This is a genomic window from Aurantimonas sp. A3-2-R12, assembly GCF_036016755.1.
Classification (GTDB): domain Bacteria; phylum Pseudomonadota; class Alphaproteobacteria; order Rhizobiales; family Rhizobiaceae; genus Aurantimonas; species Aurantimonas coralicida_A.
In genome coordinates this window covers 12,985-34,115 of record NZ_JAYXIH010000010.1, presented here as the reverse complement: position 1 = coordinate 34,115, position 21,131 = coordinate 12,985, and the positions used below count along the sequence as shown (strand labels likewise).

Sequence of the window (21,131 nt, the reverse complement as noted above, 5' to 3'; positions counted from 1 at the left end):
CACTTGTCTTGATTTTCTGGTGTCCCGGCGTCCCGACTCTAATCCTGAAACGGATCGCGAACAAGTATTGTGTCGTCCCGCTCGGGCGAGGTCGACAGAAGCGTCACCGGCGCCTGCACCAATTCTTCTATGTGTCTGACATATTTGACGGCTTGGGCCGGAAGATCGTTCCAGCGCCGCGCGCCAGCGGTCGTATCTTTCCAGCCTTCCAAAGTCTCGAAGATGGGCTTGACCCGCTGTTGCTCTGAAAGACTGGCAGGAAGATAGTCGATTTGCTTGCCATCCAGATTGTAACCGACGACGATCTTGATCTCCTCAAGACCATCTAACACATCTAATTTGGTCAATGCGAGCCCGTCGATGCCGTTGAGGGCGACCGCTTGACGCACGAGAACCGCGTCGAACCAGCCGCAACGGCGCTTGCGGCCGGTGACGGTGCCGAACTCGCGGCCCTTCTCACCAAGAAAACGGCCAATCTCGTTATCCTGCTCGCTGGGGAACGGCCCTTCCCCCACCCGCGTCGTGTAGGCCTTGGTGATGCCGAGGACGAAGCCGATACTGCCGGGCCCAAGGCCCGAACCGGCCGACGCCTGCCCGGCAACCGTGTTGGAGGAGGTCACGAAGGGGTAGGTGCCATGGTCGATGTCGAGCAACGTTCCTTGGGCACCCTCGAACAGGATACGATCGCCGGCCTTGCGCCGCTCGTCGAGAAGCCGCCAGACGCGGTCGATAAAAGGCGTGATTTCATCGGCGATAGAGGTCAGTTCGTCGAGGATCGTCGCCGGGTCGATCTCATTCTGCCCAAGACCGCGCCGCAAGGCATTGTGGTGGGCGAGCAGGCGATCGATCCGGTCCGGCAGGCTGTCGGGATGCGCCAGATCCATGACCCGTAGCGCACGCCGGCCGACCTTGTCCTCGTAGGCCGGGCCGATGCCGCGCCCGGTCGTGCCGATCTTGGTGCCGACACTGGCATTTTCCCGCGTCGCGTCGAGTTCGCGATGCAGCGAGAGAATCAGCGCCGCGTTGTCGGCGATACGCAGCGACTGGGGATCGATCGAAACGCCCTGCGCCTCGAGACGCTTTTTCTCCGCAACGAAAGCATGGGGATCGAAAACGACGCCATTGCCGATCACCGACAACTTGCCCTTGCGAACAACACCCGACGGCAGCAGCGAGAGCTTGTAGGACGTCCCGTCGACGACGAGCGTATGGCCGGCATTGTGCCCGCCCTGAAACCGCACGACCACGTCCGCCCGTTCCGACAGCCAGTCGACAATCTTCCCCTTACCCTCGTCTCCCCATTGCGATCCGACGACGACGACGTTGGCCATTAACAGTCCTCTTGCAATTTTCGCCCGCCCGCCTGGTGCGAGGCGCGCGGACTATAGTCAAGCACCCCGCCGGAAGCGAGGGCGTGAAGCGACCGAACTCGCGGAAAATGCCCGGCCGGGCGGCTTCGTTCGCTCAGCGAGCGCAAAGCCCCAATTTCATCAGGCATGCTTATTTGACCGCAAGCCCCCTATGCGACCCGGCCCCGTCCACGTAAACGCAAAGCCATGACATCTCGCTTCCGGCATCCTTACCTTATCCTGGCGACGGTGGCCCTGTTGTGGGGCGGCAATGCGATCGCGGGCAAGCTCGCCGTCGGGCACGTCTCGCCGATGCTGCTCACCTTGCTACGCTGGACTTTCGCGTGCCTGTTCATGGCGCCCTTCGCGCTCCGCGACGTGCGCCGGGAGTGGCCCGTGATCCGGCGCAACCTGCCGTTTCTCTTCGCGCTCGGCGCGCTCGGTTTCGCCACCTTCAACGCGATCTTCTATCTGGCGTTGAACTACACCACGGCGATCAACGTGACGATCGAGCAATCGGCGATGCCGTTGATCGTGTTGATGGCGAACTTCCTGCTCTTCCGCATGCCCGTTTCGTCCTTCCAAATCGTCGGCTTCTCCCTGACCTTGGTCGGCGTCGTACTGACCGCCTCGCATGGCGAACCGTCGGCGCTTCTGGCCCTCGACCTCAATCGCGGCGACGCCTTGATGATGATCGCCGTGCTGCTTTACGGCGGTTACACGGTGGCCCTGCGGTTCAAGCCGGTGCTGAACTGGCGTTCGACGATCTTCATGCTCGCCGCCTCCGCCTTGGTCGTCTCGGTGCCCTTCGCGGCGGCGGAGTGGGCCATGGGCGATACGCGCCTGCCCGACGGCCAAGGCCTCTCCGCCGCGCTCTACACGGCGATCTTTCCCTCGCTCATCGCCCAGTCGCTCTACATCCGCGGCGTCGAGATGATCGGACCGAACCGCGCCAATCTGTTCATCAATCTGGTGCCGATCTTCGGCGCGATCCTCGCCGTATTGGTCATCGGCGAGACACTTCGCACCTACCACATTATCGCGCTCGCTTTCGTTCTCGGCGGCATCATGTTGGCCGAACGCGGGGCTGCGAGACGGCATCGAACGCCGGATACAAAAACGGCGCCCCGATAATCACGGGACGCCGTCTCGATCAGAACGATCTGGCCTGTCAAATCAGCCGGCGACGTCCGCGACGTCGAAGCGCAAGGGTTTGGCGCTGGCGATCTCCTTGTGGGCGCGCACCGCGTCCAGCACATCTTCAGGCACCGGCGAATCGACGTAGAGCAGCGCGATCGCGTTGCCGCCGGGCCGGTCGCGACCGAGCTGGAAGTTGGCGATGTTGACGCCTGCCTTGCCGAACACCGTGCCGAGCAGACCAATGATGCCCGGCGCGTCGTTATTGGTCGTATAAACCATGTGCCGGCCGACTTCGGCGTCGAGATTGATGCCCTTGATCTGGATGAAGCGAGGCTTGCCGTCGGAAAAAACGGTTCCGGCAACGGACCGGGTCTGCTTTTCGGTGACGACCGTCAGCTTGATATAGCTGTCGAAGACGCCCGACTTGTCGCGCCGCGACTCGGTCAGCTGGATGCCGCGTTCCTTCGCCATGATCGGCGCCGAGACCATGTTGACGTCCGAGACCTGGCTCTTCATCAACCCGGCCAGCGTCGCGCTGGTCAGCGCCCGCGTATTCATCGCCGCGACGCTGCCGTCATAGGTGATTTCCACCGACTTGATCGCCTCCTCGGTGACCTGTCCGGCGAAAGCGCCGAGGCACTCGGCGAGCTGGACGAATGGCGTCAGGATCGGCGCTTCCTCGGCCGTGATCGACGGCATGTTGATGGCGTTCGCGACTGCGCCCCGGATCAGGTAGTCCGACATCTGCTCGGCGACCTGGAGCGCGACATTCTCCTGCGCCTCGGAGGTCGATGCGCCCAGATGCGGCGTGCAGACGACGTTCTCAAGACCGAAGAGCGGCGAGTTCGTCGCCGGCTCCGTCTCGAACACATCGACGCCGGCGCCCGCCACCTTGCCGGACTTGATCGCCTCGGCCAGATCCGCCTCGACGATCAGGCCGCCACGCGCGCAATTCACGATCCTGACGTCATCCTTCATCTTGGTGATCGCCGCCTTGTCGATAATGCCCTTGGTCTTGTCGGTCATCGGCGTGTGCAGGGTGATGAAGTCGGACCGCTTGAAGAGATCGTCGAGTTCGACCTTTTCGATGCCGAGTTGCGCGGCGCGGTCCGCCGACAGGAACGGGTCGAAGGCGATGACCCGCATCTTCAGTCCGACGGCGCGGGTCGCGACGATGGCGCCGATATTGCCGCAACCGATAATGCCGAGCGTTTTGCCGGTGATTTCGACGCCCATGAAGCGGTTCTTCTCCCACTTGCCGGCCTGGGTCGAGGCGTCGGCGGCGGGCAGCTGGCGGGCAACAGCGAACATCAGCGCGATCGCGTGTTCGGCGGTAGTGATCGAGTTGCCGAAGGGCGTGTTCATCACGATGATTCCCTTCCGGCTGGCGGCCGGAATGTCGACATTGTCGACGCCGATGCCGGCGCGGCCGACGACCTTTAGCTTGGTCGCGGCCTGGATGAGCTTTTCCGTGACCTTGGTGGCCGAGCGGATGGCGAGGCCGTCATACTGACCGATGACTTCGAGGAGCTTGTCCTTGTCCTTGCCGAGATCGGGCATGTAGTCGACCTCGATGCCACAGTCGGCGAAGATCTGGACGGCGGTCTTGGACAGCTTGTCGGAAACGAGAACGCGGGGTGCCATGGGAATGGTCCTTGGAAAAATGGGGAACGGATTGATCGAACGCGTTAGCGATGGCGGCGACGCCGTTCTTCTCCCTGATGGGAAGAAGGTGCCCCGAAGGGGCGGATGTGGGCTTCGTAGAGCGACGGCGTCGAGGTGGAGGAAGAGACGCGCTCGTCAAACCCTCACCCGGCCGGCGCTGCGCGCCGTCCACCCTCTCCCGCAAGCGGGAAAGAAATGGCGCACGCCTCAGGCGGCCTGGTCGAGATTCGCCTTCTGCACGGCGTAGGCCCAGCCGATCCAGGGCATCAGCGCTGCGACGTCGGCGGTTTCGACCGTCGCGCCACACCAGATGCGCAGGCCCGGAGGCGCGTCGCGATACGCGCCGATGTCGAGGGCCACGCCCTCCTTCTCCAGCAGCGCGGCGACGCTCTTCGCGAAGGCGGCCTGTTGGTCGGCCGTGAGCCGCTTGACCGCCGGATCGGCAAAGGTGAGGCAGACCGAGGTATTGGAGCGCAGCGCCTTGTCCGCGGCCAGGAAGGACAGCCACGGATTGGCCACGACATAGGTCTCGACGGCCGCGAGATTGGCGTTCGCACGGGCCTTCAGGGCTGCGAGGCCGCCGATCTCTTTCGACCACGCCAGCGCGTCGAGATAGTCCTCGACACACAGCATGGACGGGGTGTTGATCGTCTCGCCCTTGAAGATGCCTTCGATGAGCTTGCCGCCCTTGGTCAGGCGGAAGATCTTCGGCAGCGGCCAGGCCGGCTTGTGGCTTTCCAACCGCGCGACCGCGCGTGAGCTAAGGATCAGCATCCCGTGTGCCGCCTCGCCGCCAAGCACCTTCTGCCAGGAGAAGGTGACGACATCCAGCTTGTCGTAGGGCAGATCCTGCGCAAACGCGGCCGAGGTCGCATCACAGATGGTGAGGCCCTTGCGATCCGCCGGAATAGCGTCGCCATTCGGCATCCGCACGCCGGACGTCGTGCCGTTCCAGGTAAAGACAACATCGCGGTCGAAATCGACCTGGGCGAAGTCGACGATCTCGCCATAAGGAGCCTCGAAGCTGCGCGCGTCGTCGAGCTTCAACTGCTTGATCGCGTCGGTCACCCAGCCGGCGCCGAAGGATTCCCAGGCCAGAACATCGACGCCGCGTTCGCCGAGCAGCGACCACATCGCCATCTCGACCGCGCCGGTATCGGACGCCGGCACGATGCCGATGCGATAGTCGGCAGGAACGCCGAGAATATCCCGGGTGTCGTCGATCGCCTGTTGCAGTTTGGATTTGCCGACCTTGGCGCGATGCGAGCGACCGAGCGCGGCATCGGCGAGCACATCGAACGACCAACCGGGTCGTTTCGCGCAGGGGCCGGAAGAAAAACGGGGATTGGCCGGACGCAGGTCCGGCTTCGCGGTATTTGCCATCTGAGCTACCCTCACAGATAGAAGCGCCTCGTTGGGGAGGCGTGTCCCGCGGATGGCGCTACTCCCCCTCCCGGTCCTTGGTCAAGCGGCAATTTGGTGGCGGCGGACATTCGGCGACCCGCCGTGCCGCGCCTGAAACGACAAACGGCGGAGCCAAGGCCCCGCCGTTTGTTTGGTGAAGCTGAAACTCCTACCAGAGCGAATAGCGGATGCCGGCCTGAATCGTATGACGATCAAAACCATCGTCCCGAAGCGCATAATCGATGCCGTTGCCTTGCAGGCCGAAGAGATCACCGGCTTCGACGTTGAGGTAGCGGTAGCCAATGTCGATCGCGACATTCTGCGTCACATCGTAGGCGACGCCGGCCATCAGGGAATAGGCGAAGCGCCAGTCCTTGGTGTCAGCGTAGGACGCGCCGGTCACCGTGGCGCAATCATTGGTGCCACTCGTACAGTTGATGCCGTAATCCACCTGCACCGCGCCCGCACCGGCGCCGAGATAGGGCGTGAAACCGATGAAGGTGCCTAGATCGACATAGGCATTGGCCATCAGTTCCCACGTCTCGGCGTCGCTGGAGAGGACATAGGGATTGTAGGTCGCGACGGGTCCGAAATTGACATCGAACTTCGAATAGCGCGCCGTCACGTCGGCCCGGAAGAAGTCCGTGAACCGATAACCGAACCCCGCCCCAAGGTCGTAGCCGTTCTCGAACTTCATTTCAGCCCGGCTGCTGCCTGCAACGGAAACGTCGCTGTCGAAGTCGTAGGAAACGTCCCCGCGCAAATACCAGCCGTTGCCGATCTCGACCGGAACCAGTTCCGGGACGTCCTGGTAGATTGGTTCCGCATAGATCGGCGGCAGGTCGGCGGCTTGAGCAGCCGGGATTGTTGTGCCGAGCGCGAGTACGCTCGCAATCAATGTCCTGGTGATAGTCATGGCTCCGCTTCCCACTGCCGTTCCGCCTCATGCCACCCGCCGAAGCGAAGGTGGCGTCTGGTGGTTACCGTCGCAGTGAAAGCTTAAAGCCCGATTAACCGTGTTCCTTAACCGTGATTGTTGACCGAGCGAGGTACCCCCCGGGATCCGAAGTGCTGGCAGAACGCGAAACGCCGCCGCCCTTTCACGGGCGGCGGCCTTTCTTTGAACCGTGGATTGCGAACGCTTGGCTTACTTGAAGACTACGTCCTGCGCATAGACCGGGTCAGGAGCATAAACCGGCGCCTTGCCCTTGCCCTTGCCGAAGCCACCGCCGCCAAATTCGTAGCGAAGGCCCGCGCGGACCGCATGCAGATCGTAGCCGTGGTCATAGCCCTGGACGCCACTGGCGCCGTTGGCGATGTCCTGCGCGTCCCAACCAAACGCCTCGCCTTCGGCGATGCGGGTATACTTGTATCCGGCGTCGAACTTCAGGTTCTGCGTGATGTCGATGCTCGCGCCCGCCATGAGCGAATAAGCAAAGCGCCACTCGGACATTCCTTCGTGAGTGAAGGTCTCGCCACAGTTGGTTGCGGTAAAGCCGCCATTGCATTCGAACTTGTTGTTCATCGTGCCGTAGGAGACGTTGGCGACACCTGCGCCACCGCCGACATAAGGCGTGAACCGTCCGTAGGTGCCGAGATCCACATAGGCGTTGGCCATCACGGTCCAGACGTCGATCTCCGAGCTGTCCGCATAGCTGCAATAGGCGCTCGGTACATCGACGCAGTTCGACGAACCCGTCACGTCCGCAGTGAAGTAGTCGGCCGTCAGGTCCATGCGGGCGAATGCATTGAAGCGATAGCCGAGACCGCCGCCGACCATGAAGGCGCTGTCGGTTTCGATGTTGTCATAGTGATAGTACTGGACGAAGTCGCCGCCGCCGTAGCCGCCGCGCAAATAGCCATATTTGCCCGAGGTTTCACTCTCGAAAACGTAGCCGACGTCACCGCGCAGGTACCAGCCCGCAGTCGACACTTCTTCCACCGGCGCCGGTGGGATGTACACCGGGGGCTCCTCGATAACATCGGCGGCGTTGGCGGTGGCTGCGAGTAAGGACAACGCACCGACGACGGCGACGGTCGTCACAAGTCTCGAATTCATAGCGATCATCTCCGGTTCAATCGGCTGCCGGGATTGGCACACCGTTACCTTAATGAACACGGTAAATCGCATTGGTTAACTGAGGGTTTACACGAAAAAATTAGCACAAAACCGATGCAATTGGGGCTTTACGCAGCGGCTTGCTTGAGAGCACCGACGATGTCGTCCACCACGGACAACACCAGCGCCCGATCGTCGCCTTCAGCCATCACCCGGATCAATGGCTCGGTCCCGGACGGACGGATCACCAACCGCCCACTATTGCCCAAACGCTCCCGCCCGGCGCTAATCGCGTCCTGCACGCGGTCTCGCTCCAAAGGCTCCCCGCCCGAAAACCGCACGTTCTTCAAAATCTGCGGCACCGGGTCGAACCGTCGGCAGACTTCCGACACCGTTCCCCCCTTTCGCTTGACGACAGCGAGAACCTGAAGCGCCGAGACCAGCCCGTCGCCGGTCGTCCCGAAGTCGGAGAGGACGATATGGCCGGACTGCTCCCCGCCGACATTGTAGCCGTGCTCGCGCATATGTTCGACCACGTAGCGATCGCCGACCTTGGTGCGGGCGAGTTGCAGGTGCCGAGCTTCCAGAAAGCGCTCAAGGCCGAGATTGGACATGATGGTCGCGACGATGCCGCCGGCGGCCAGGCGGCCGTCCTCCGACCAGCTCTCGGCGATCACCGCCATCAACTGGTCGCCGTCGACAACCGAACCGCGCTCGTCGACGATCAGCACGCGATCAGCGTCACCATCGAGGGCGATCCCGATGTCCGCCCGAACTTCCTTCACCTTGGCGGCGAGCGCTCCCGGAGCTGTCGAGCCGCAATTGTGGTTGATGTTCGTACCGTCGGGACTGATCCCGATTTTGATGACTTCCGCCCCGAGTTCCCAGAGGACCTCGGGCGCAACGCTGTACCCGGCGCCGTTCGCGCAATCAATCGCGACCCGAATTCCTTCGAGCGAAAGCTCGCGCGGCAGCGTCCGCTTGGCGAACTCGATGTAGCGATCATGCACGCCGTCCACGCGCTTGGCACGCCCAAGCCGGTTTCCGGTGGCGAGGCGCGCGCTCAGATCCTGGTCGAGAAGGCCCTCGATGGTCTGTTCGATATCGTCCGAGAGCTTGTAGCCCTCGGGGCCGAATAGCTTGATCCCGTTGTCCTCGAACGGATTGTGGGATGCGGAGATCATGACGCCGATGTCGGCGCGCAGCGAGCGGGTCAACATCGCAACGGCCGGGGTCGGCATCGGGCCGAGCAAAAAGACGTCCATGCCCGCTGACGTAAATCCGGCGACCATCGCGTTCTCGATCATGTAGCTCGACAACCGCGTGTCCTTGCCGATCACCACGCGATGTCGGTAGCTGCCACGCTGGAAGGCGAGCCCCGCGGCCATACCGACCTTCATGGCGATTTCCGGCGTCATCGGATGCCGATTCGCCGTGCCCCGGATGCCGTCGGTTCCGAAATATTTTCTGCCCATCGATGATCCCGTCGTCAGCTGATGGTTACGCCCCGTCCCCTTCTAGCGGACGGCGCTCGGCGCGCACAATGTCGCATGGATCGGTTACCAGGATGGTGCGGCCAACGACACACGACGCGAAGCCGCCTCTTGCAAAGGAAAAGAGCGGCACCAGGCCGCTCTTTTCCTTGCATTTGGGTCCGAAACCGTCCGGTCAGGTCGGCTGCGGTTCGAGTCCGTCGCCGGCCTTGTCGTCGCGCGGGCTCGCCGGCCGACCGGTCCCCGCCTTCGGCACGGCGGAACCGCGCGACGGCGGCGTATCATCGCCCATGTCGCGGGCTAGGGTCCGCCCCGCCAGCAGATCATGGACCTCGACGCCCGAAAGCGTCTCGTATTCGAGCAAAGCCTTGGCGATCATATGCAGATCGTCGATATGCTCGTTGAGGATACGGCGCGCCTTGTTCTCGGCCGCCTCGATGATTTCCCGCACTTCCGAATCGATCAGCCGTGCCGTGTCCTCGGACATGTTCTGCTGGTGCGAGACCGAATGACCGAGGAACACCTCGTCCTGATTGTCCTTATAGCGCAGCCGTCCCAGCTTATCGCTCATGCCGTATTCCATGACCATCGCGCGGGCCATGTTGGTCGCCTGCTGGATGTCATTGGAGGCGCCGGTGGTGACGTTCTCCAGGCCATAGATGATCTCCTCGGCGGCACGACCACCGAAAATCATCGCCAGCCGGGCTTCCATCTCGTTCTTGCGCATGCCGTAGCGGTCGCGCTCCGGCAGGTTCATGGTGACGCCCAGCGCCCGGCCACGCGGGATGATCGTCACCTTGTGCAGCGGATCGTTGAACGGCTCGTAGATACCGACGAGAGCATGACCGGCCTCATGATAGGCGGTGAGCTTCTTTTCCTCTTCGGTCATGGCCATGGAGCGTCTCTCGGCGCCCATCATGACCTTGTCCTTGGCGTCCTCGAACTCCAGCATGGTGACCAGCCGCTTGGCGCGGCGCGCCGCCATCAGCGCCGCCTCGTTGACGAGATTGGCAAGATCCGCGCCCGAGAAGCCGGGGGTGCCGCGCGCGATCGTCCTTAGATCGACATTGGGCGCCAACGGCACGTTGCGGACATGGACCTTGAGGATCTTCTCGCGACCGTTGACGTCCGGATTCGGCACCATCACCTGCCTGTCGAAGCGGCCCGGCCGCAGCAACGCGGGGTCGAGCACGTCCGGACGGTTGGTCGCCGCAATCAGGATGACCCCCTCATTTGCCTCGAAGCCGTCCATCTCGACCAGCAACTGGTTCAGCGTCTGCTCACGTTCGTCGTTGCCGCCGCCGAGACCAGCACCACGATGCCGCCCGACAGCGTCGATCTCATCGATGAAGATGATGCAGGGGCTGTTCTTCTTGGCCTGCTCGAACATGTCCCGCACGCGGCTCGCGCCGACGCCGACGAACATTTCGACGAAGTCGGAGCCCGAAATCGTGAAGAACGGCACATTCGCTTCGCCGGCGACGGAACGCGCCAAGAGGGTCTTACCCGTGCCCGGAGGGCCCACGAGCAAGACGCCACGGGGGATCTTGCCGCCCAGACGCTGGAATTTCTGCGGCTCGCGCAGGAATTCGACGATCTCCTCCAGATCCTGCTTCGCCTCGTCGACGCCGGCCACATCCTGGAAGGTGACCCGGCCATGCGCTTCCGTCAAAAGCTTGGCCTTCGACTTGCCGAAGCCCATCGCCTTGCCGCCCGCGCCGCCCTGCATCTGCCGCATCAGGAAGATCCAGACCGCGAGGATCAGGAGGATCGGACCGAACGACAACAGCATCGACCAGATTGGATTAGTGTTATCGCCCGGAGGAGCGGCATTGATCTGAATGTTCTTCGACTCAAGCCGCCCGACCAACGCCGGGTCTTCCGGCGCGTAGGTTTGGAACGGCGTGGCGCCGTCGGTATATTTTCCGCTGATCCGCGGTCCCTGGATAACCACCGATTGCACCCGGCCCGAATCGACGTCGGACAGGAACTGCGAATAGGGGACCTCGCGGGTTCCGGCGGTCTGCGAGCCATTCGAAAACAGCTGGAACAGAGCGATCAAAAGCAGCGCTATGATCGCCCAGAGGGCGAAGTTTCGAAAATTCTGGTTCATCAGTCATCCTGGGATGGCCGCCCGAGACCGCTCAGACGATTTCATCAAAGATAGGTGGTGAGCCCCTCCTTGCCAACATCATCGGGCGCTTTTGCGGCAAAATGCTTGGGCTCTCTGGCCCTTTGGTTACTGCAGTCACCATTCCGACCGCCGCATCGCACCGCGAAAGCGGCAGATCACGCATCAAACGCCACGCGACCAGCGAGGCGATTTCGAGCCGGTCGACGCCGGCGCCGGCCTTTCGCGCCAGCGCCTCCGGCACCGCGACAAGAGTGGTCCCGACTGTCAGAACGGGCAAGGATTGTTCGATCCGGTTGCCCCGTCCCAGCGATCCGAAGGCGACGATCCCCGCCCCACGGTTACAATGGTCGCGACTGAGGCGGATATCGAAGCGGCCATCGAAAACCACGTGGCTCGCGAGATCAGCCGGCGCCAGGCCGGCGATTCCCGTGCGTCCGAACTCACGCACGACCGTAACGCTGGATCGTGCGTCGACCAGCGCCCCGCCGAGCGACACCGCGATCCGATCGTCGGGCCCGCGTAGTGCATCGACGAGGCGCATAACGGAACGCCCGCCCGGAGCGTAGTCGCCGCCCGCGACAGCTGCGATGGCGCGCTGCATCAGCAAAAACGCCGTCGAGCGTTCGATCGCGGCCAACGCCGCACGATCGAAAACCAGCGTGCCGCCGCCGCTGGCGGCGAATTCACCCTTGGCCGCCATGGTGCCGATCGTCGCCGCCAGCTTTGCCTCGCCCGCGTCACGACGCGCGGCATGACTGGCGATCTCCATTTCCAGTCGGCGCCGGTCGATGTCGCCGGCAGCCAACTGCTGACGCAGCCGGACACGATGGTAGGTCACGTCGGCATTGGTGGGATCGTCGACGGCCCGCATCCCCGCGGCAGCGACCGTCGCTTTCAGCCGGCCGCCCGGCACATCGAGAAACGGACGCACGAGGGCTACACCGGGCGCGATATCACGAACCCAGCGCATGCCGGCCAACCCTGTGTTACCTGCCGCCCGCGCCCGCGCGAGGAGATGCGTCTCCAACTGGTCGTCCTGATGATGGGCGGTCAGAATAACGGTTGCGCCGCTCTGGCGGGCCGCGTCTAGGAGGAGGCCATAACGGGCGCGGCGGGCGGCCGCGGGAAGGTTGCCGCTGTGGGCCGGCTTTGCCCAGCGCATCGTTTTGTGCGGGAGCGCAAGGCTACGCGCGATGCTGGCGACGAAATCCGCCTCGATGGCCGATCGTTGGCGCAATCCATGATCGACGGTCACGACGTCGAATTGGATGTCGGAAAGAACTGGGGTTTTTCGCGCGTCGCTCGCCGCCAGGAGCAGCGCCAGCGAGTCTGGACCGCCAGATACCGCGAGCACCGCGCGTTTCGGTCGGCCGATGCGGCTGGCGGCTTGCGCCATCGCGGTGGCGAGACAATCGCAGAGATCGCGCGACGAAAGCGGTTGGGCGCCTGGCGGAACCTCCGGGAGGCGGAAGCTTGCTGTGATGGCCGATTCCGCGTTCAGCAGTTTGCCGCCTTCGCCTCGCTGGCCAGCTTGCTCTTCACACTGGCGCTCATCGCCGGATAGCGCCGCGCCACTTCCTTGAAGGTCACGCAGGCGGTCTCGCGGTTGTCGAGCTTGGCCAACGACATGCCGAGCTTCAGCATCATGTCCGGCGCTTTGCTGCTCTTGGGATAGTTTTTCTGGGCATCGAGAAAGGTTTCTGCGGCATCGGCGTATTTCTGCTGCTGGAACAGGCTTTCGCCCAGCCAGTATTCCGCGTCCGGCGTATCCTTCGCGTTCGGATAGGTTTGCGCATATTGGCGAAACGACTGCTCGGCGAGTTGGTAATCCCCGGCCAGGAGATAATTGTAGGCAAGGGCGTACAGATCCCCCGCCCCTTCCGGCGTTACCGCGGCGACCGTGCTCGACGAACCGGTCGTGGTTGCGTTTGAAGCGTCCCCCGTCGGGGCGCTGGAAGAACCCGTATCGAGGCCTCCCTCGAGAATGCGGCCGATGCCGTCGTCGCCGGATGTATCCTTCGCCGAGTCGCCGCGAGCGGCCATACGAACCGGATCTGTGTCCGCCGCGGGAGCCGCGTCGCCGCGCCGTTCACCGGTCGAACCGGAGCCGCTTCCCTTTTCGATTTCCTGGAAGCGGAACTCGTTGTCCTCCTGCTGCTTGCGCATGTCTTCCTGCGCCTGGAGCAACTGGAAGCTGAGTTCCTCCACCCTGCCGTTGAGCCGGCGGATTTCATCCTCGAGATGATTAAGCCGAACGATCGCGTCGCCGGCCTGCGCCAGACGGACCGGTTGTTCGCGATGGAAAGCGGCGTTTTCCTCCTCGAGAGAAGCTGCCCCCGCGCCGCTGGATCGCTCCGCGACGAGACCGAAAGCAGGTTCATACGCGGATGCACCGGACGAAACGCCCATCAGCAAGGCAAGGCAGGAAGCGGCAAGGATCGGCGGTCGGCAGGTCATGGACAACGGTTCTCTCGACAATGGAAGGCTAGAGCATCGGACCAAAAAGTGGAATCCGGTTTTTGGATCATTCCGATGCTCAATCAAAATGTTAGAGCGTCCTTTGTACGTCCGGATGGACGCACGGCGCTCTAATGCGATGCGAGCGGGTCCGTTCAACCTTCGAGGCCCGGCTCTTTCGACGCTTGGTCGCATTTAGCATGGAACCAGCGAGTTCGGCCAAAATTTGACGCCCTGAACACTCTTCTCGGCGCGCCAACGTGAAACGGCCCCGAAGGGCCGCCACGCGTCAATGTTAGTCCCTCGGACCCGGTTAGCTTCCGGCGCCGCCGAGAACGGTGACCGCGCGCCGGTTCTGCGACCAGCAGGAAATATCGTCGCAAACCGCCACCGGGCGCTCCTTACCATAGGAAAGCGTCCGGATGCGGTTGGCCGCCACGCCCCGCTGGGACAGATAGTCGCGAGTGGCCGAGGCACGCCGAGCGCCCAGCGCAAGGTTGTACTCGCGGGTGCCGCGCTCGTCCGCATGGCCTTCGATCACGATCGAATACTGCGGATACTGGTTCAGCCACTGAGCCTGGCGCGCGAGGGTCTGCTGGGCGTCGGCACGGATCGACGAGGAATCGGTATCGAAGAACACGCGATCGCCGACATTGACCGTGAAGTCCTGGCTCGTTCCAGGCGCTGCGCTGCCGCCAACGCCACCGGCGCCAAGGCCAAGCCCCGCCGCGTTATCGGGCAGCGCGTCCTTCTTGTTGGCGCAACCAGCAACCGCCAGGCTGGCGACGAGTACAAGCGCGATGCGGCTCTTAACCCCAAAAATGGTCCGGCGCATGGCCAGCTCCTTCAAATCAGATGAGTCCCTGTTACCCGATGTTTACCCTGACGATGTTTAACGCGTCGTAAAAAACGGTCGGCTTTTGACGATATCGTGAAGCGCCGATCTCATTGATTTCTCGCTAGAATACGACGACGCGGCGACGACGGGGTAGGCAGCCGCCAACTGGTGCATGCAGGCAACACACTGGCGACAATGCACCCCCAAGCTTACTCCGGGCTGCCTCCCGGATCGGCCGGAATACGGGACCGGCGTTTGGATGGATCCCAAGCCCTCGGACGCCTTGCCTGTTAAGTCCGGCGGGCGCCCTATTCGAGCGAGGGTGACCAGGCCGGGTCAGACGCAAAGCCGGGCGTCGGAATCTTCTGCTCGTTGTAGCCGGTGAGATCGATCGAATAGAGCTGCGGGCCACCACCGCCCTTGATGTCGCGAAAGAACATCAGAACGCGGCCGTTCGGCGCCCAGGTCGGCCCCTCGTTGTGGAAGCCGGAGGTCAAAATGCGCTCGCCCGAACCATCCGTGCGCATGACGCCAATCTGAAACTGGCCGCCGCTCTGCTTGGTGAAGGCGATGAGATCGCCGCGCGGCGACCATACGGGGGTCGAGTACGAGCCGTCGCCGAAAGAGATGCGTTGCTGGCCGGAGCCGTCAGGGTTCATCACGTAGATTTGCTGCCGGCCACCGCGATCGGATTCGAACACGATGCGCTGGCCATCCGGCGAATAGGATGGCGAAGTGTCGATCGCCGTCGTCGAGGTCAGCCGGGTGGTCGCGCGCGAGCGCAAATCCATCGCGTAGATGTTGGCGTTGCCGTCCTGCTGCAGGCTCATGATGACCTTCTGGCCGTCCGGAGAAAAGCGCGGAGAGAAGGTCATGCCGGGGAAGTTTCCGACGATTTCGCGCTGGCCGGTCTCCAACTGCAGGAGATAGACCCGTGGCTCGCCGTCGCCGAACGACATGTAGGTGACTTCCTGCCGGCTCGGCGAAAAGCGCGGCGTCAGGACGAGATCGTTGCCCTGGGTGAGGAAACGCACATTGGCGCCATCCTGGTCCATGATTGCCAGCCGCTTGACCCGCCTGTCCTTGGCGCCGCTCTCGGACACGAACACGATGCGGGTATCGAAATAGCCCTTCTCTCCGGTCAGGCGCTGATAGATCGCGTCGGCAATGATGTGCGCGACGCGGCGCCAGTTCTCCGGATTGGTATAGAATTGCTGACCGTCGAGTTGCTGGCCGGCAAAGGTATCCCAGAGCCGGAATTCAACCCGCAGGCGTCCGTCGGCTTCCGGCGTCACACGACCGACGACGATCGCCTGGGCATTGATGACCGTCCAGTCGGTGAACGTCGGGCTCGTGTCGACGGTCAGGCCCTTCTGAATGAAGGCGGATTTGTCGATCGGCGCGAACAGGCCCGAGCGCTTCAGGTCGGCCTGGACCACTCCGGCGATCTGCTGCCCGATCCCGTCCTGCGACTGGAAGTCGGTGATCGCGATCGGTAGCGGCTCCACATTGCCCTGGGTGATATCGATTTCGACAACCGCCGAGGCTGGCGCCGCGAACAGTATGGCACCGGCGATCGCCGCGATGGCCACAAGAACGCCTCTGATGCTCGTTTTCATTCCACGATCTTCCGTTGAGTTCGGAGGCAGCAACGCCGCTAAGCGGCTGCGCCTCTTCGTTTGAATTGCCACCGGTTCCCCGCCTGTGCCGCACGTTGGGCGATCCAACGTGGTCGTTGCCGATTGCGTTCGCGCGGCCCGACGGCGCCGTTTCGATCGTCCTAACACGCAATCGGGAGATTGTATGACGCCGCCGGAGGCTTCGTGGCGCGGTTGATCGCTCGCCTTTGGCATCAGAACATCTGGCTCGGATCGAAATTGACAACGACGTCAGCCCAGGTTTCATATTTTTCCGTCGGCAAGTTGTACGGAGCGCAGCGCTGCACGGCACGAAGCGCGGCCTCTCCAGCGATCCGCTCGATCATCGAGCTGCCGCCGCCGTTGACGATTTCCGGACGGGCTTCAAGCTGACCAGACGAATCGAGGCGCATCTGGATCGATATCCGCAGTGAACCGGCTTCCGACACGCCGGACGGTGGCGACCAGCATCGCTGAATCTGCCCGCGCAGCGCGTCGAGCTCGCTCTGGGAAAGCTTGGCGCCGGTCTGGCGCTCAGTCCCGAGCGAGGCTTGCTCCTCAGAGCGCTTTGCACCTCCGCCGGCCGATTGCTCCTTGTTGAGCAGTGCGGCGATCTTGTCGGCGTCGAACTGGCTCTCCTCCGGCGTCCGCGTCTCGGCGGTCTTGGTCTCTTTCGCCGGCTCCGGCTTTTTCGGCTCGGGCTTGGTTTCCGCCACCACCGGCGCCGGCGGCTTTGGCTTCGTCGAGGGCACTGGCACGTTCTGCGGCAACGGAGGTTCGGCCGGGGCCGCCTCGGCGGACGCGATGGCCTGCTCGACCGCGTCGACCGGCGGCGGTGTTTCTGCCGGCGTTTCGGCCGTCACCGGATCCGGCGGCGGAGGCGGCGTATCGGCCGGAGGGGGCGGCGCCGGTTCTGGTTCGGGTTGCGGCTCGGGGGCCGGAGCGTCCGCAGGCTTTGCCGCCGCGGCCTGTTCGCTCGCCTTCGGTCGGTCGACGGGCGTCGGCGGCGTCTCCAGATCAGCCTCGTTGTTGCCGACATTCTCGGCCGGCATCGGCAGCGTCTGCGGCTTTTCCGTCGGCTTGGGCGCCGGCGTCTCGGTCATCGGCGCATCCTTGGCGCCGACGACAGACTGCGACAACGACTCGATTGGCACGATCTCGACCGGGAAGGACTCGATGTTCGCGACCTCCAACGGCTCGGGCGCCGACAGCGACCACAGGCCCCAGGTCAGGACCGCCGTATGCAGGATCGTGGAGACAACGACGCCGGATTTCATGGAGACCCGATTTGGTTACGCGTTGAGGTCTTGATCGGTGACAAGACCGATATTGCGGAAACCGGCCGCCGAGATCCGGGCCATGACCTTCATGACCGTGCCGTAATCCGCCGCGCGGTCGCCGCGCACGAAAATCCGCTCCTTGTAGCCGGCCTTCGCCACCGCTTCGAGTTTGGCCACAACCTCGTCGATCGGTATCTCGGTGTCGTTCAAATAGACGGCGCCGCTCGAATTCACCGAGATGGTGATCGGCTGACTTTCGGAATTCAGTGCTTTGGCTTGGGTTTCCGGCAGCTCGATCGGAACGCCGACGGTCAACAGAGGCGCCGCCACCATGAAGATGATCAACAGCACCAGCATCACGTCGACCATCGGCGTGACGTTGATTTCGCTCATCGGTTGGCGCCGACCGCGGCGACGGCGCGATCCCGAGGATCGCCCTGATCCCGCTGACATGCCCATGGCTGGTTACCTTTCCGACCGAAAACGGTCGCGCTTCTCGGGTCGCGCTTAGCGCGAAGGCAGCTTTTCGTCGATCTGCCGCGACAGGATCGCCGAGAATTCGTCCGCGAAGGCCTCGAGCCGCATCCCCAGCTTGCCGGCGTCCGACGACAGCTTGTTGTAGGCGACCACCGCCGGAATCGCGGCGACCAGGCCGATCGCGGTCGCCAGCAGCGCCTCGGCAATACCCGGCGCGACGACGGCGAGGCTGGTCTGTTGCGAGCCGGCGATCGCCTGGAACGAGGTCATGATGCCGATGACGGTGCCGAACAGTCCGACGAAGGGTGCCGCCGAGCCGATCGTCGCCAGAAAGCCCAAACGGGATTCCAGACTGTCCATCTCACGGGCCAGGGTCACGTCCATCGCCTTGTCGATGCGGGTCTGCAGGCCGACCGGCGAGCGGGCGCCCTTCTCGAACGACTTCTTCCATTCGCGCATGGCCGCGACGAACAGCGCGCCCATTCCCGACGTCTTGCGCTCCGACAGGCTATGATAGAGTTCCTCGAGCGACTGGCCGGACCAGAAATTGCTCTCGAACTTGTTGAGCTGACGGCGGAAGCGCCCGTAGCGCATCGACTTGTCGATGATGATCGCCCAGGTCCAGACCGAAGCGAACAACAGTCCGATCATGACCAGCTTGACCACGAAGCCCGCCTGCCAGAACAAATCCCACAGCGACACCGTGCCGGCGGCGGCTAGCGCTCCCTGAACGACTTCTCCGTCCATTCCCCAACATCCTCGATATGCGGAACCATCGGCATGGCAACCCATTGCGGGTGGCCCCTGCCGCGAACACGACCGGCTCGACATGCGCCGGCGTACCGCTCGCTCGCGTAAACCCTTGATGCCCTTTCACAAGCGAATCCGGTGAAAGAATGGCGTACTTTGCGTAAAACTGGTTCAATTTGATTGATGCATCGGTAGGGTTAACGATCCGTTAGCGCCCCGCCGGCTCCCGAGCGAGCCTCTCAGTCCCCTGCCGGCGCCAGTTGCGCCAAGACAGCCGCCGGCATCCGCATCGGCTTGCCCTCGGGCGAGATCACCGCCACCTTGACCTTGGCCTCGACCAACGCCTCCTCGCCGCGCGTGATGCGCTGGATCAAGAGGATGCGCGCCCCGCCGAGACGGTGTGTTCGGGTCTCCACGGTCAGGACGTCGTCGATCCGCGCCGGCCGCAAGAAATCGATATCCATGTGCCGGACCGCGAAGGCCATCGATGGCCCGAATTTTCCCGCCAGCAACTCGCCGTGCCCGATACCCTTCAGACGCAGAAGATCCGACCGTCCTCGCTCGAGAAAATTCAGATAGCGCGCATGATAGACGACACCGGAAAAATCCGTGTCCTCGAAATAGACGCGAATCCGCAACTCGTGACCGCTCGGCGTAAGGCAGCCGGCCAATTGATCGGTCATCACGCGCCCTCATATCTGCGCCGCCCCGGGGGCGCTGGCTCGGCCGACTAGACGGCCCGAAACGCGCGCCCGTCGCCTTGCCCACTTCTCAGCGTAGCCGTCCGCATATCCGACAACGTCGGACCGGACAAGGAGTTTCCGCGGAGGCATGCGGGCTATACCATCAGCCTCGAAAAGGCATGGATCATTGCTAATTCCCGCATGTCTGGCGGAGCCTGTTGGTGCCCGGCCGAACAGGCCGCGCCTTGCAGACCGGACCTGGCCGTATAGATCATAGGTCCTATTCCATGACCCTCAGCATTCGAGGCCCGATGCGCGCACTTTTCCTCCAATACTACGAGCGCATCGGCGCCAGCTATTGGTTCATTCCCTCCATCATGGCCGTCGGCGCCGCGATCCTGGCCTTCGTGTTGATCGAGATCGACCTGCGTGTCCCGCCGGATGCCTTCGGCGACAATCCCTTCTTCTTCGCCACACAGCCGGACGGCGCCCGTTCGATCCTGTCGGCCATCGGCGGCTCGATGATCGGCGTCGCCGGCACGGTGTTCTCGGTGACCATGGCGACCGTCGTCTTCGCCTCGGGAAGCTATGGTCCCCGCCTGCTCACCAACTTCATGAACGATCGCGGCAACCAGGTCACGCTCGGGGTCTTCGTCGCCACCTTCGTCTATTCGATGCTGGTGCTACGCAGCGTTCGGAATGGCGGCAGTGAGGACATCTACGCCGCGATGTTCGTTCCCAACATTGCGATCTTCGGCGCCATCGTGCTGGCGATCGGATCGATCGGCATCCTGATCTTCTTCATCCACCATGTGCCGTCGACCATCCACATCTCGAACGTCATCGCCGGCATCGGCAAAGGCTTGCTCCACGATATCGAGTACCGTTTTCCGATCAACGTCGGACATCCCGCCGAGGCGGTCGACCGCACCGATATTCTGTGGCAAGTACCCGCCTGCTTCCGCCCCGACACGGCGGATGACGCCGCCATCGCTTCCTATAGCGAGCTCGAAGCGAACGAGACGGGCTATATCCAGGTCATCGACTACGAAACGTTGATGCATGCGGCCCGCGACCACGATGTGATTGTCAGGATGAATTGCCGACCCGGCACCTTCGCGCACTCAGGCATCGTGTTATTCGATGTCTGGCCCAGCGAACGGGTCACCGACAAGGCGCGCGGAGCCCTACTCGCCTCCGTCGCTCTCGGCCAAACCCGTAGCGTGTCCCAAGACCTGCTTTTCCTGTTCGACGAACTGGTCGAGATCGCCGCCCGCGCGCTCTCACCGGGGATCAATGACCCGTTCACGGCAGTCACTTGCCTGGATTGGCTCGCCGCCGCCTTATCCGGTCTGGCCGGGCGCGCCGCGCCCGATCCACTCCGGATTGACGACAATCAGAAGCTCCGCGTGATCGGCGGTGCGCTGACGTTTGCCGGCTATCTCGACCATTCCTTCGGCCATCTGCGCCAATACGCGGCGACCGACATGATTGCCGGTGAACATTTCATCGACTCGCTGGCACGGATCGCACCAGCTTGCGGGACGCCCGAGGAGCTTCGTGGGTTGCGCGACCAGAAGGAAGCCCTGCTGGCACTATCCAAGACGGCGCTCGCCGGGGCCTCACTCGAAACCATCGAGGCGGCGGGCCGGCGATTCGACCAACAATTGGCCCATCCGCGCCTGCGCCGAACCGGAATCGATCGGACAGCGACGTCTCGCGACATGCGGACCACCGACACCGGAGCACCGGCAAGCTGTTGAAG

At 63.2% G+C, this 21,131-nt stretch carries 17 protein-coding genes; 2 read left to right on the top strand and 15 right to left on the bottom strand.

Annotated features, from left to right (window positions below):
• Positions 1-38: 38 nt before the first annotated feature.
• Positions 39-1,331 (bottom strand): adenylosuccinate synthase, encoded by a 1,293-nt coding sequence (locus VSX60_RS07355; RefSeq protein ID WP_327623502.1) that lies wholly within the window; start codon positions 1,329-1,331, stop codon positions 39-41.
• A 225-nt stretch (positions 1,332-1,556) separates the two neighbouring features.
• Between VSX60_RS07355 and VSX60_RS07350 the strand changes: the two genes are divergently transcribed.
• Complete coding sequence (locus VSX60_RS07350) at positions 1,557-2,483, top strand: DMT family transporter (protein WP_327623501.1); 927 nt, start codon at positions 1,557-1,559, stop codon at positions 2,481-2,483.
• A gap of 42 nt (positions 2,484-2,525) precedes the next feature.
• Here the strand turns inward: VSX60_RS07350 and serA are convergent, their stop codons facing one another.
• From serA to ybgC, 14 genes are all read right to left on the bottom strand, one after another.
• Positions 2,526-4,133, bottom strand: a complete 1,608-nt coding sequence (gene serA / locus VSX60_RS07345; protein ID WP_327623500.1) for a phosphoglycerate dehydrogenase — start codon at positions 4,131-4,133, stop codon at positions 2,526-2,528.
• 228 nt (positions 4,134-4,361) lie between these two features.
• Positions 4,362-5,537, bottom strand: coding sequence for a phosphoserine transaminase (locus VSX60_RS07340; protein ID WP_327623499.1), 1,176 nt, complete (start codon positions 5,535-5,537; stop codon positions 4,362-4,364).
• A gap of 190 nt (positions 5,538-5,727) precedes the next feature.
• Positions 5,728-6,474, bottom strand: a complete 747-nt coding sequence (locus tag VSX60_RS07335; protein WP_327623498.1) for an outer membrane protein — start codon at positions 6,472-6,474, stop codon at positions 5,728-5,730.
• 231 nt (positions 6,475-6,705) lie between these two features.
• A complete protein-coding gene (locus VSX60_RS07330) occupies positions 6,706-7,626 on the bottom strand; it encodes an outer membrane protein (protein ID WP_327623497.1) in 921 nt (306 codons plus the stop codon).
• Positions 7,627-7,745: 119 nt separating this feature from the next.
• Positions 7,746-9,092: a phosphoglucosamine mutase gene (glmM, locus tag VSX60_RS07325; protein WP_327623496.1), complete on the bottom strand. Its 1,347-nt coding sequence runs from the start codon at positions 9,090-9,092 to the stop codon at positions 7,746-7,748.
• Positions 9,093-9,285: 193 nt separating this feature from the next.
• On the bottom strand, positions 9,286-11,223 hold the full coding sequence (ftsH, locus tag VSX60_RS07320) for an ATP-dependent zinc metalloprotease FtsH (RefSeq protein WP_327623495.1): 1,938 nt from the start codon (positions 11,221-11,223) through the stop codon (positions 9,286-9,288).
• A gap of 31 nt (positions 11,224-11,254) precedes the next feature.
• Positions 11,255-12,598: a tRNA lysidine(34) synthetase TilS gene (gene tilS, locus VSX60_RS07315; RefSeq protein ID WP_327623494.1), complete on the bottom strand. Its 1,344-nt coding sequence runs from the start codon at positions 12,596-12,598 to the stop codon at positions 11,255-11,257.
• A 143-nt stretch (positions 12,599-12,741) separates the two neighbouring features.
• Entirely contained in the window at positions 12,742-13,860 is a 1,119-nt protein-coding gene (gene ybgF, locus VSX60_RS07310; RefSeq protein ID WP_327623493.1) for a tol-pal system protein YbgF, read from the bottom strand.
• A gap of 154 nt (positions 13,861-14,014) precedes the next feature.
• On the bottom strand, positions 14,015-14,536 hold the full coding sequence (pal, locus tag VSX60_RS07305) for a peptidoglycan-associated lipoprotein Pal (protein WP_327623567.1): 522 nt from the start codon (positions 14,534-14,536) through the stop codon (positions 14,015-14,017).
• 311 nt (positions 14,537-14,847) lie between these two features.
• Positions 14,848-16,158 carry a Tol-Pal system beta propeller repeat protein TolB gene (tolB, locus tag VSX60_RS07300; protein ID WP_327623492.1) on the bottom strand — a complete coding sequence of 437 codons (1,311 nt, stop codon included), beginning with the start codon at positions 16,156-16,158 and terminating at the stop codon, positions 14,848-14,850.
• Positions 16,159-16,391: 233 nt separating this feature from the next.
• Entirely contained in the window at positions 16,392-17,453 is a 1,062-nt protein-coding gene (locus VSX60_RS07295; protein WP_327623491.1) for a hypothetical protein, read from the bottom strand.
• Between the two features lie 15 nt (positions 17,454-17,468).
• The gene (gene tolR / locus VSX60_RS07290; protein ID WP_327623490.1) at positions 17,469-17,915 is read right to left on the bottom strand and encodes a protein TolR; all 447 of its coding nucleotides are present in this window, start codon (positions 17,913-17,915) and stop codon (positions 17,469-17,471) included.
• A 48-nt stretch (positions 17,916-17,963) separates the two neighbouring features.
• Complete coding sequence (gene tolQ / locus VSX60_RS07285; RefSeq protein WP_327623489.1) at positions 17,964-18,680, bottom strand: protein TolQ; 717 nt, start codon at positions 18,678-18,680, stop codon at positions 17,964-17,966.
• A gap of 242 nt (positions 18,681-18,922) precedes the next feature.
• Positions 18,923-19,366, bottom strand: coding sequence for a tol-pal system-associated acyl-CoA thioesterase (gene ybgC, locus VSX60_RS07280; RefSeq protein ID WP_327623488.1), 444 nt, complete (start codon positions 19,364-19,366; stop codon positions 18,923-18,925).
• A 311-nt stretch (positions 19,367-19,677) separates the two neighbouring features.
• On the opposite strand from ybgC, the gene VSX60_RS07275 reads away from it, so the two are divergent.
• Entirely contained in the window at positions 19,678-21,129 is a 1,452-nt protein-coding gene (locus tag VSX60_RS07275) for a DUF2254 domain-containing protein (protein ID WP_327623487.1), read from the top strand.
• The last annotated feature ends 2 nt before the right edge of the window (positions 21,130-21,131 follow it).

Coding starts and splice junctions, on each gene's coding strand:
- VSX60_RS07350 (WP_327623501.1), top strand. CDS start 1,557: ATGACATCTCGCTTCCGGCATCCTTACCTTATCCTGGCGACGGTGGCC.
- VSX60_RS07275 (WP_327623487.1), top strand. CDS start 19,678: ATGCGCGCACTTTTCCTCCAATACTACGAGCGCATCGGCGCCAGCTAT.
- VSX60_RS07330 (WP_327623497.1), bottom strand. CDS start 7,626: ATGATCGCTATGAATTCGAGACTTGTGACGACCGTCGCCGTCGTCGGT.
- tolB (WP_327623492.1), bottom strand. CDS start 16,158: ATGAAAACGAGCATCAGAGGCGTTCTTGTGGCCATCGCGGCGATCGCC.
- VSX60_RS07355 (WP_327623502.1), bottom strand. CDS start 1,331: ATGGCCAACGTCGTCGTCGTCGGATCGCAATGGGGAGACGAGGGTAAG.
- serA (WP_327623500.1), bottom strand. CDS start 4,133: ATGGCACCCCGCGTTCTCGTTTCCGACAAGCTGTCCAAGACCGCCGTC.
- ftsH (WP_327623495.1), bottom strand. CDS start 11,223: ATGAACCAGAATTTTCGAAACTTCGCCCTCTGGGCGATCATAGCGCTG.
- VSX60_RS07295 (WP_327623491.1), bottom strand. CDS start 17,453: ATGAAATCCGGCGTCGTTGTCTCCACGATCCTGCATACGGCGGTCCTG.
- tolR (WP_327623490.1), bottom strand. CDS start 17,915: ATGGGCATGTCAGCGGGATCAGGGCGATCCTCGGGATCGCGCCGTCGC.
- pal (WP_327623567.1), bottom strand. CDS start 14,536: ATGCGCCGGACCATTTTTGGGGTTAAGAGCCGCATCGCGCTTGTACTC.
- VSX60_RS07340 (WP_327623499.1), bottom strand. CDS start 5,537: ATGGCAAATACCGCGAAGCCGGACCTGCGTCCGGCCAATCCCCGTTTT.
- tolQ (WP_327623489.1), bottom strand. CDS start 18,680: ATGGACGGAGAAGTCGTTCAGGGAGCGCTAGCCGCCGCCGGCACGGTG.
- ybgC (WP_327623488.1), bottom strand. CDS start 19,366: ATGACCGATCAATTGGCCGGCTGCCTTACGCCGAGCGGTCACGAGTTG.
- glmM (WP_327623496.1), bottom strand. CDS start 9,092: ATGGGCAGAAAATATTTCGGAACCGACGGCATCCGGGGCACGGCGAAT.
- VSX60_RS07335 (WP_327623498.1), bottom strand. CDS start 6,474: ATGACTATCACCAGGACATTGATTGCGAGCGTACTCGCGCTCGGCACA.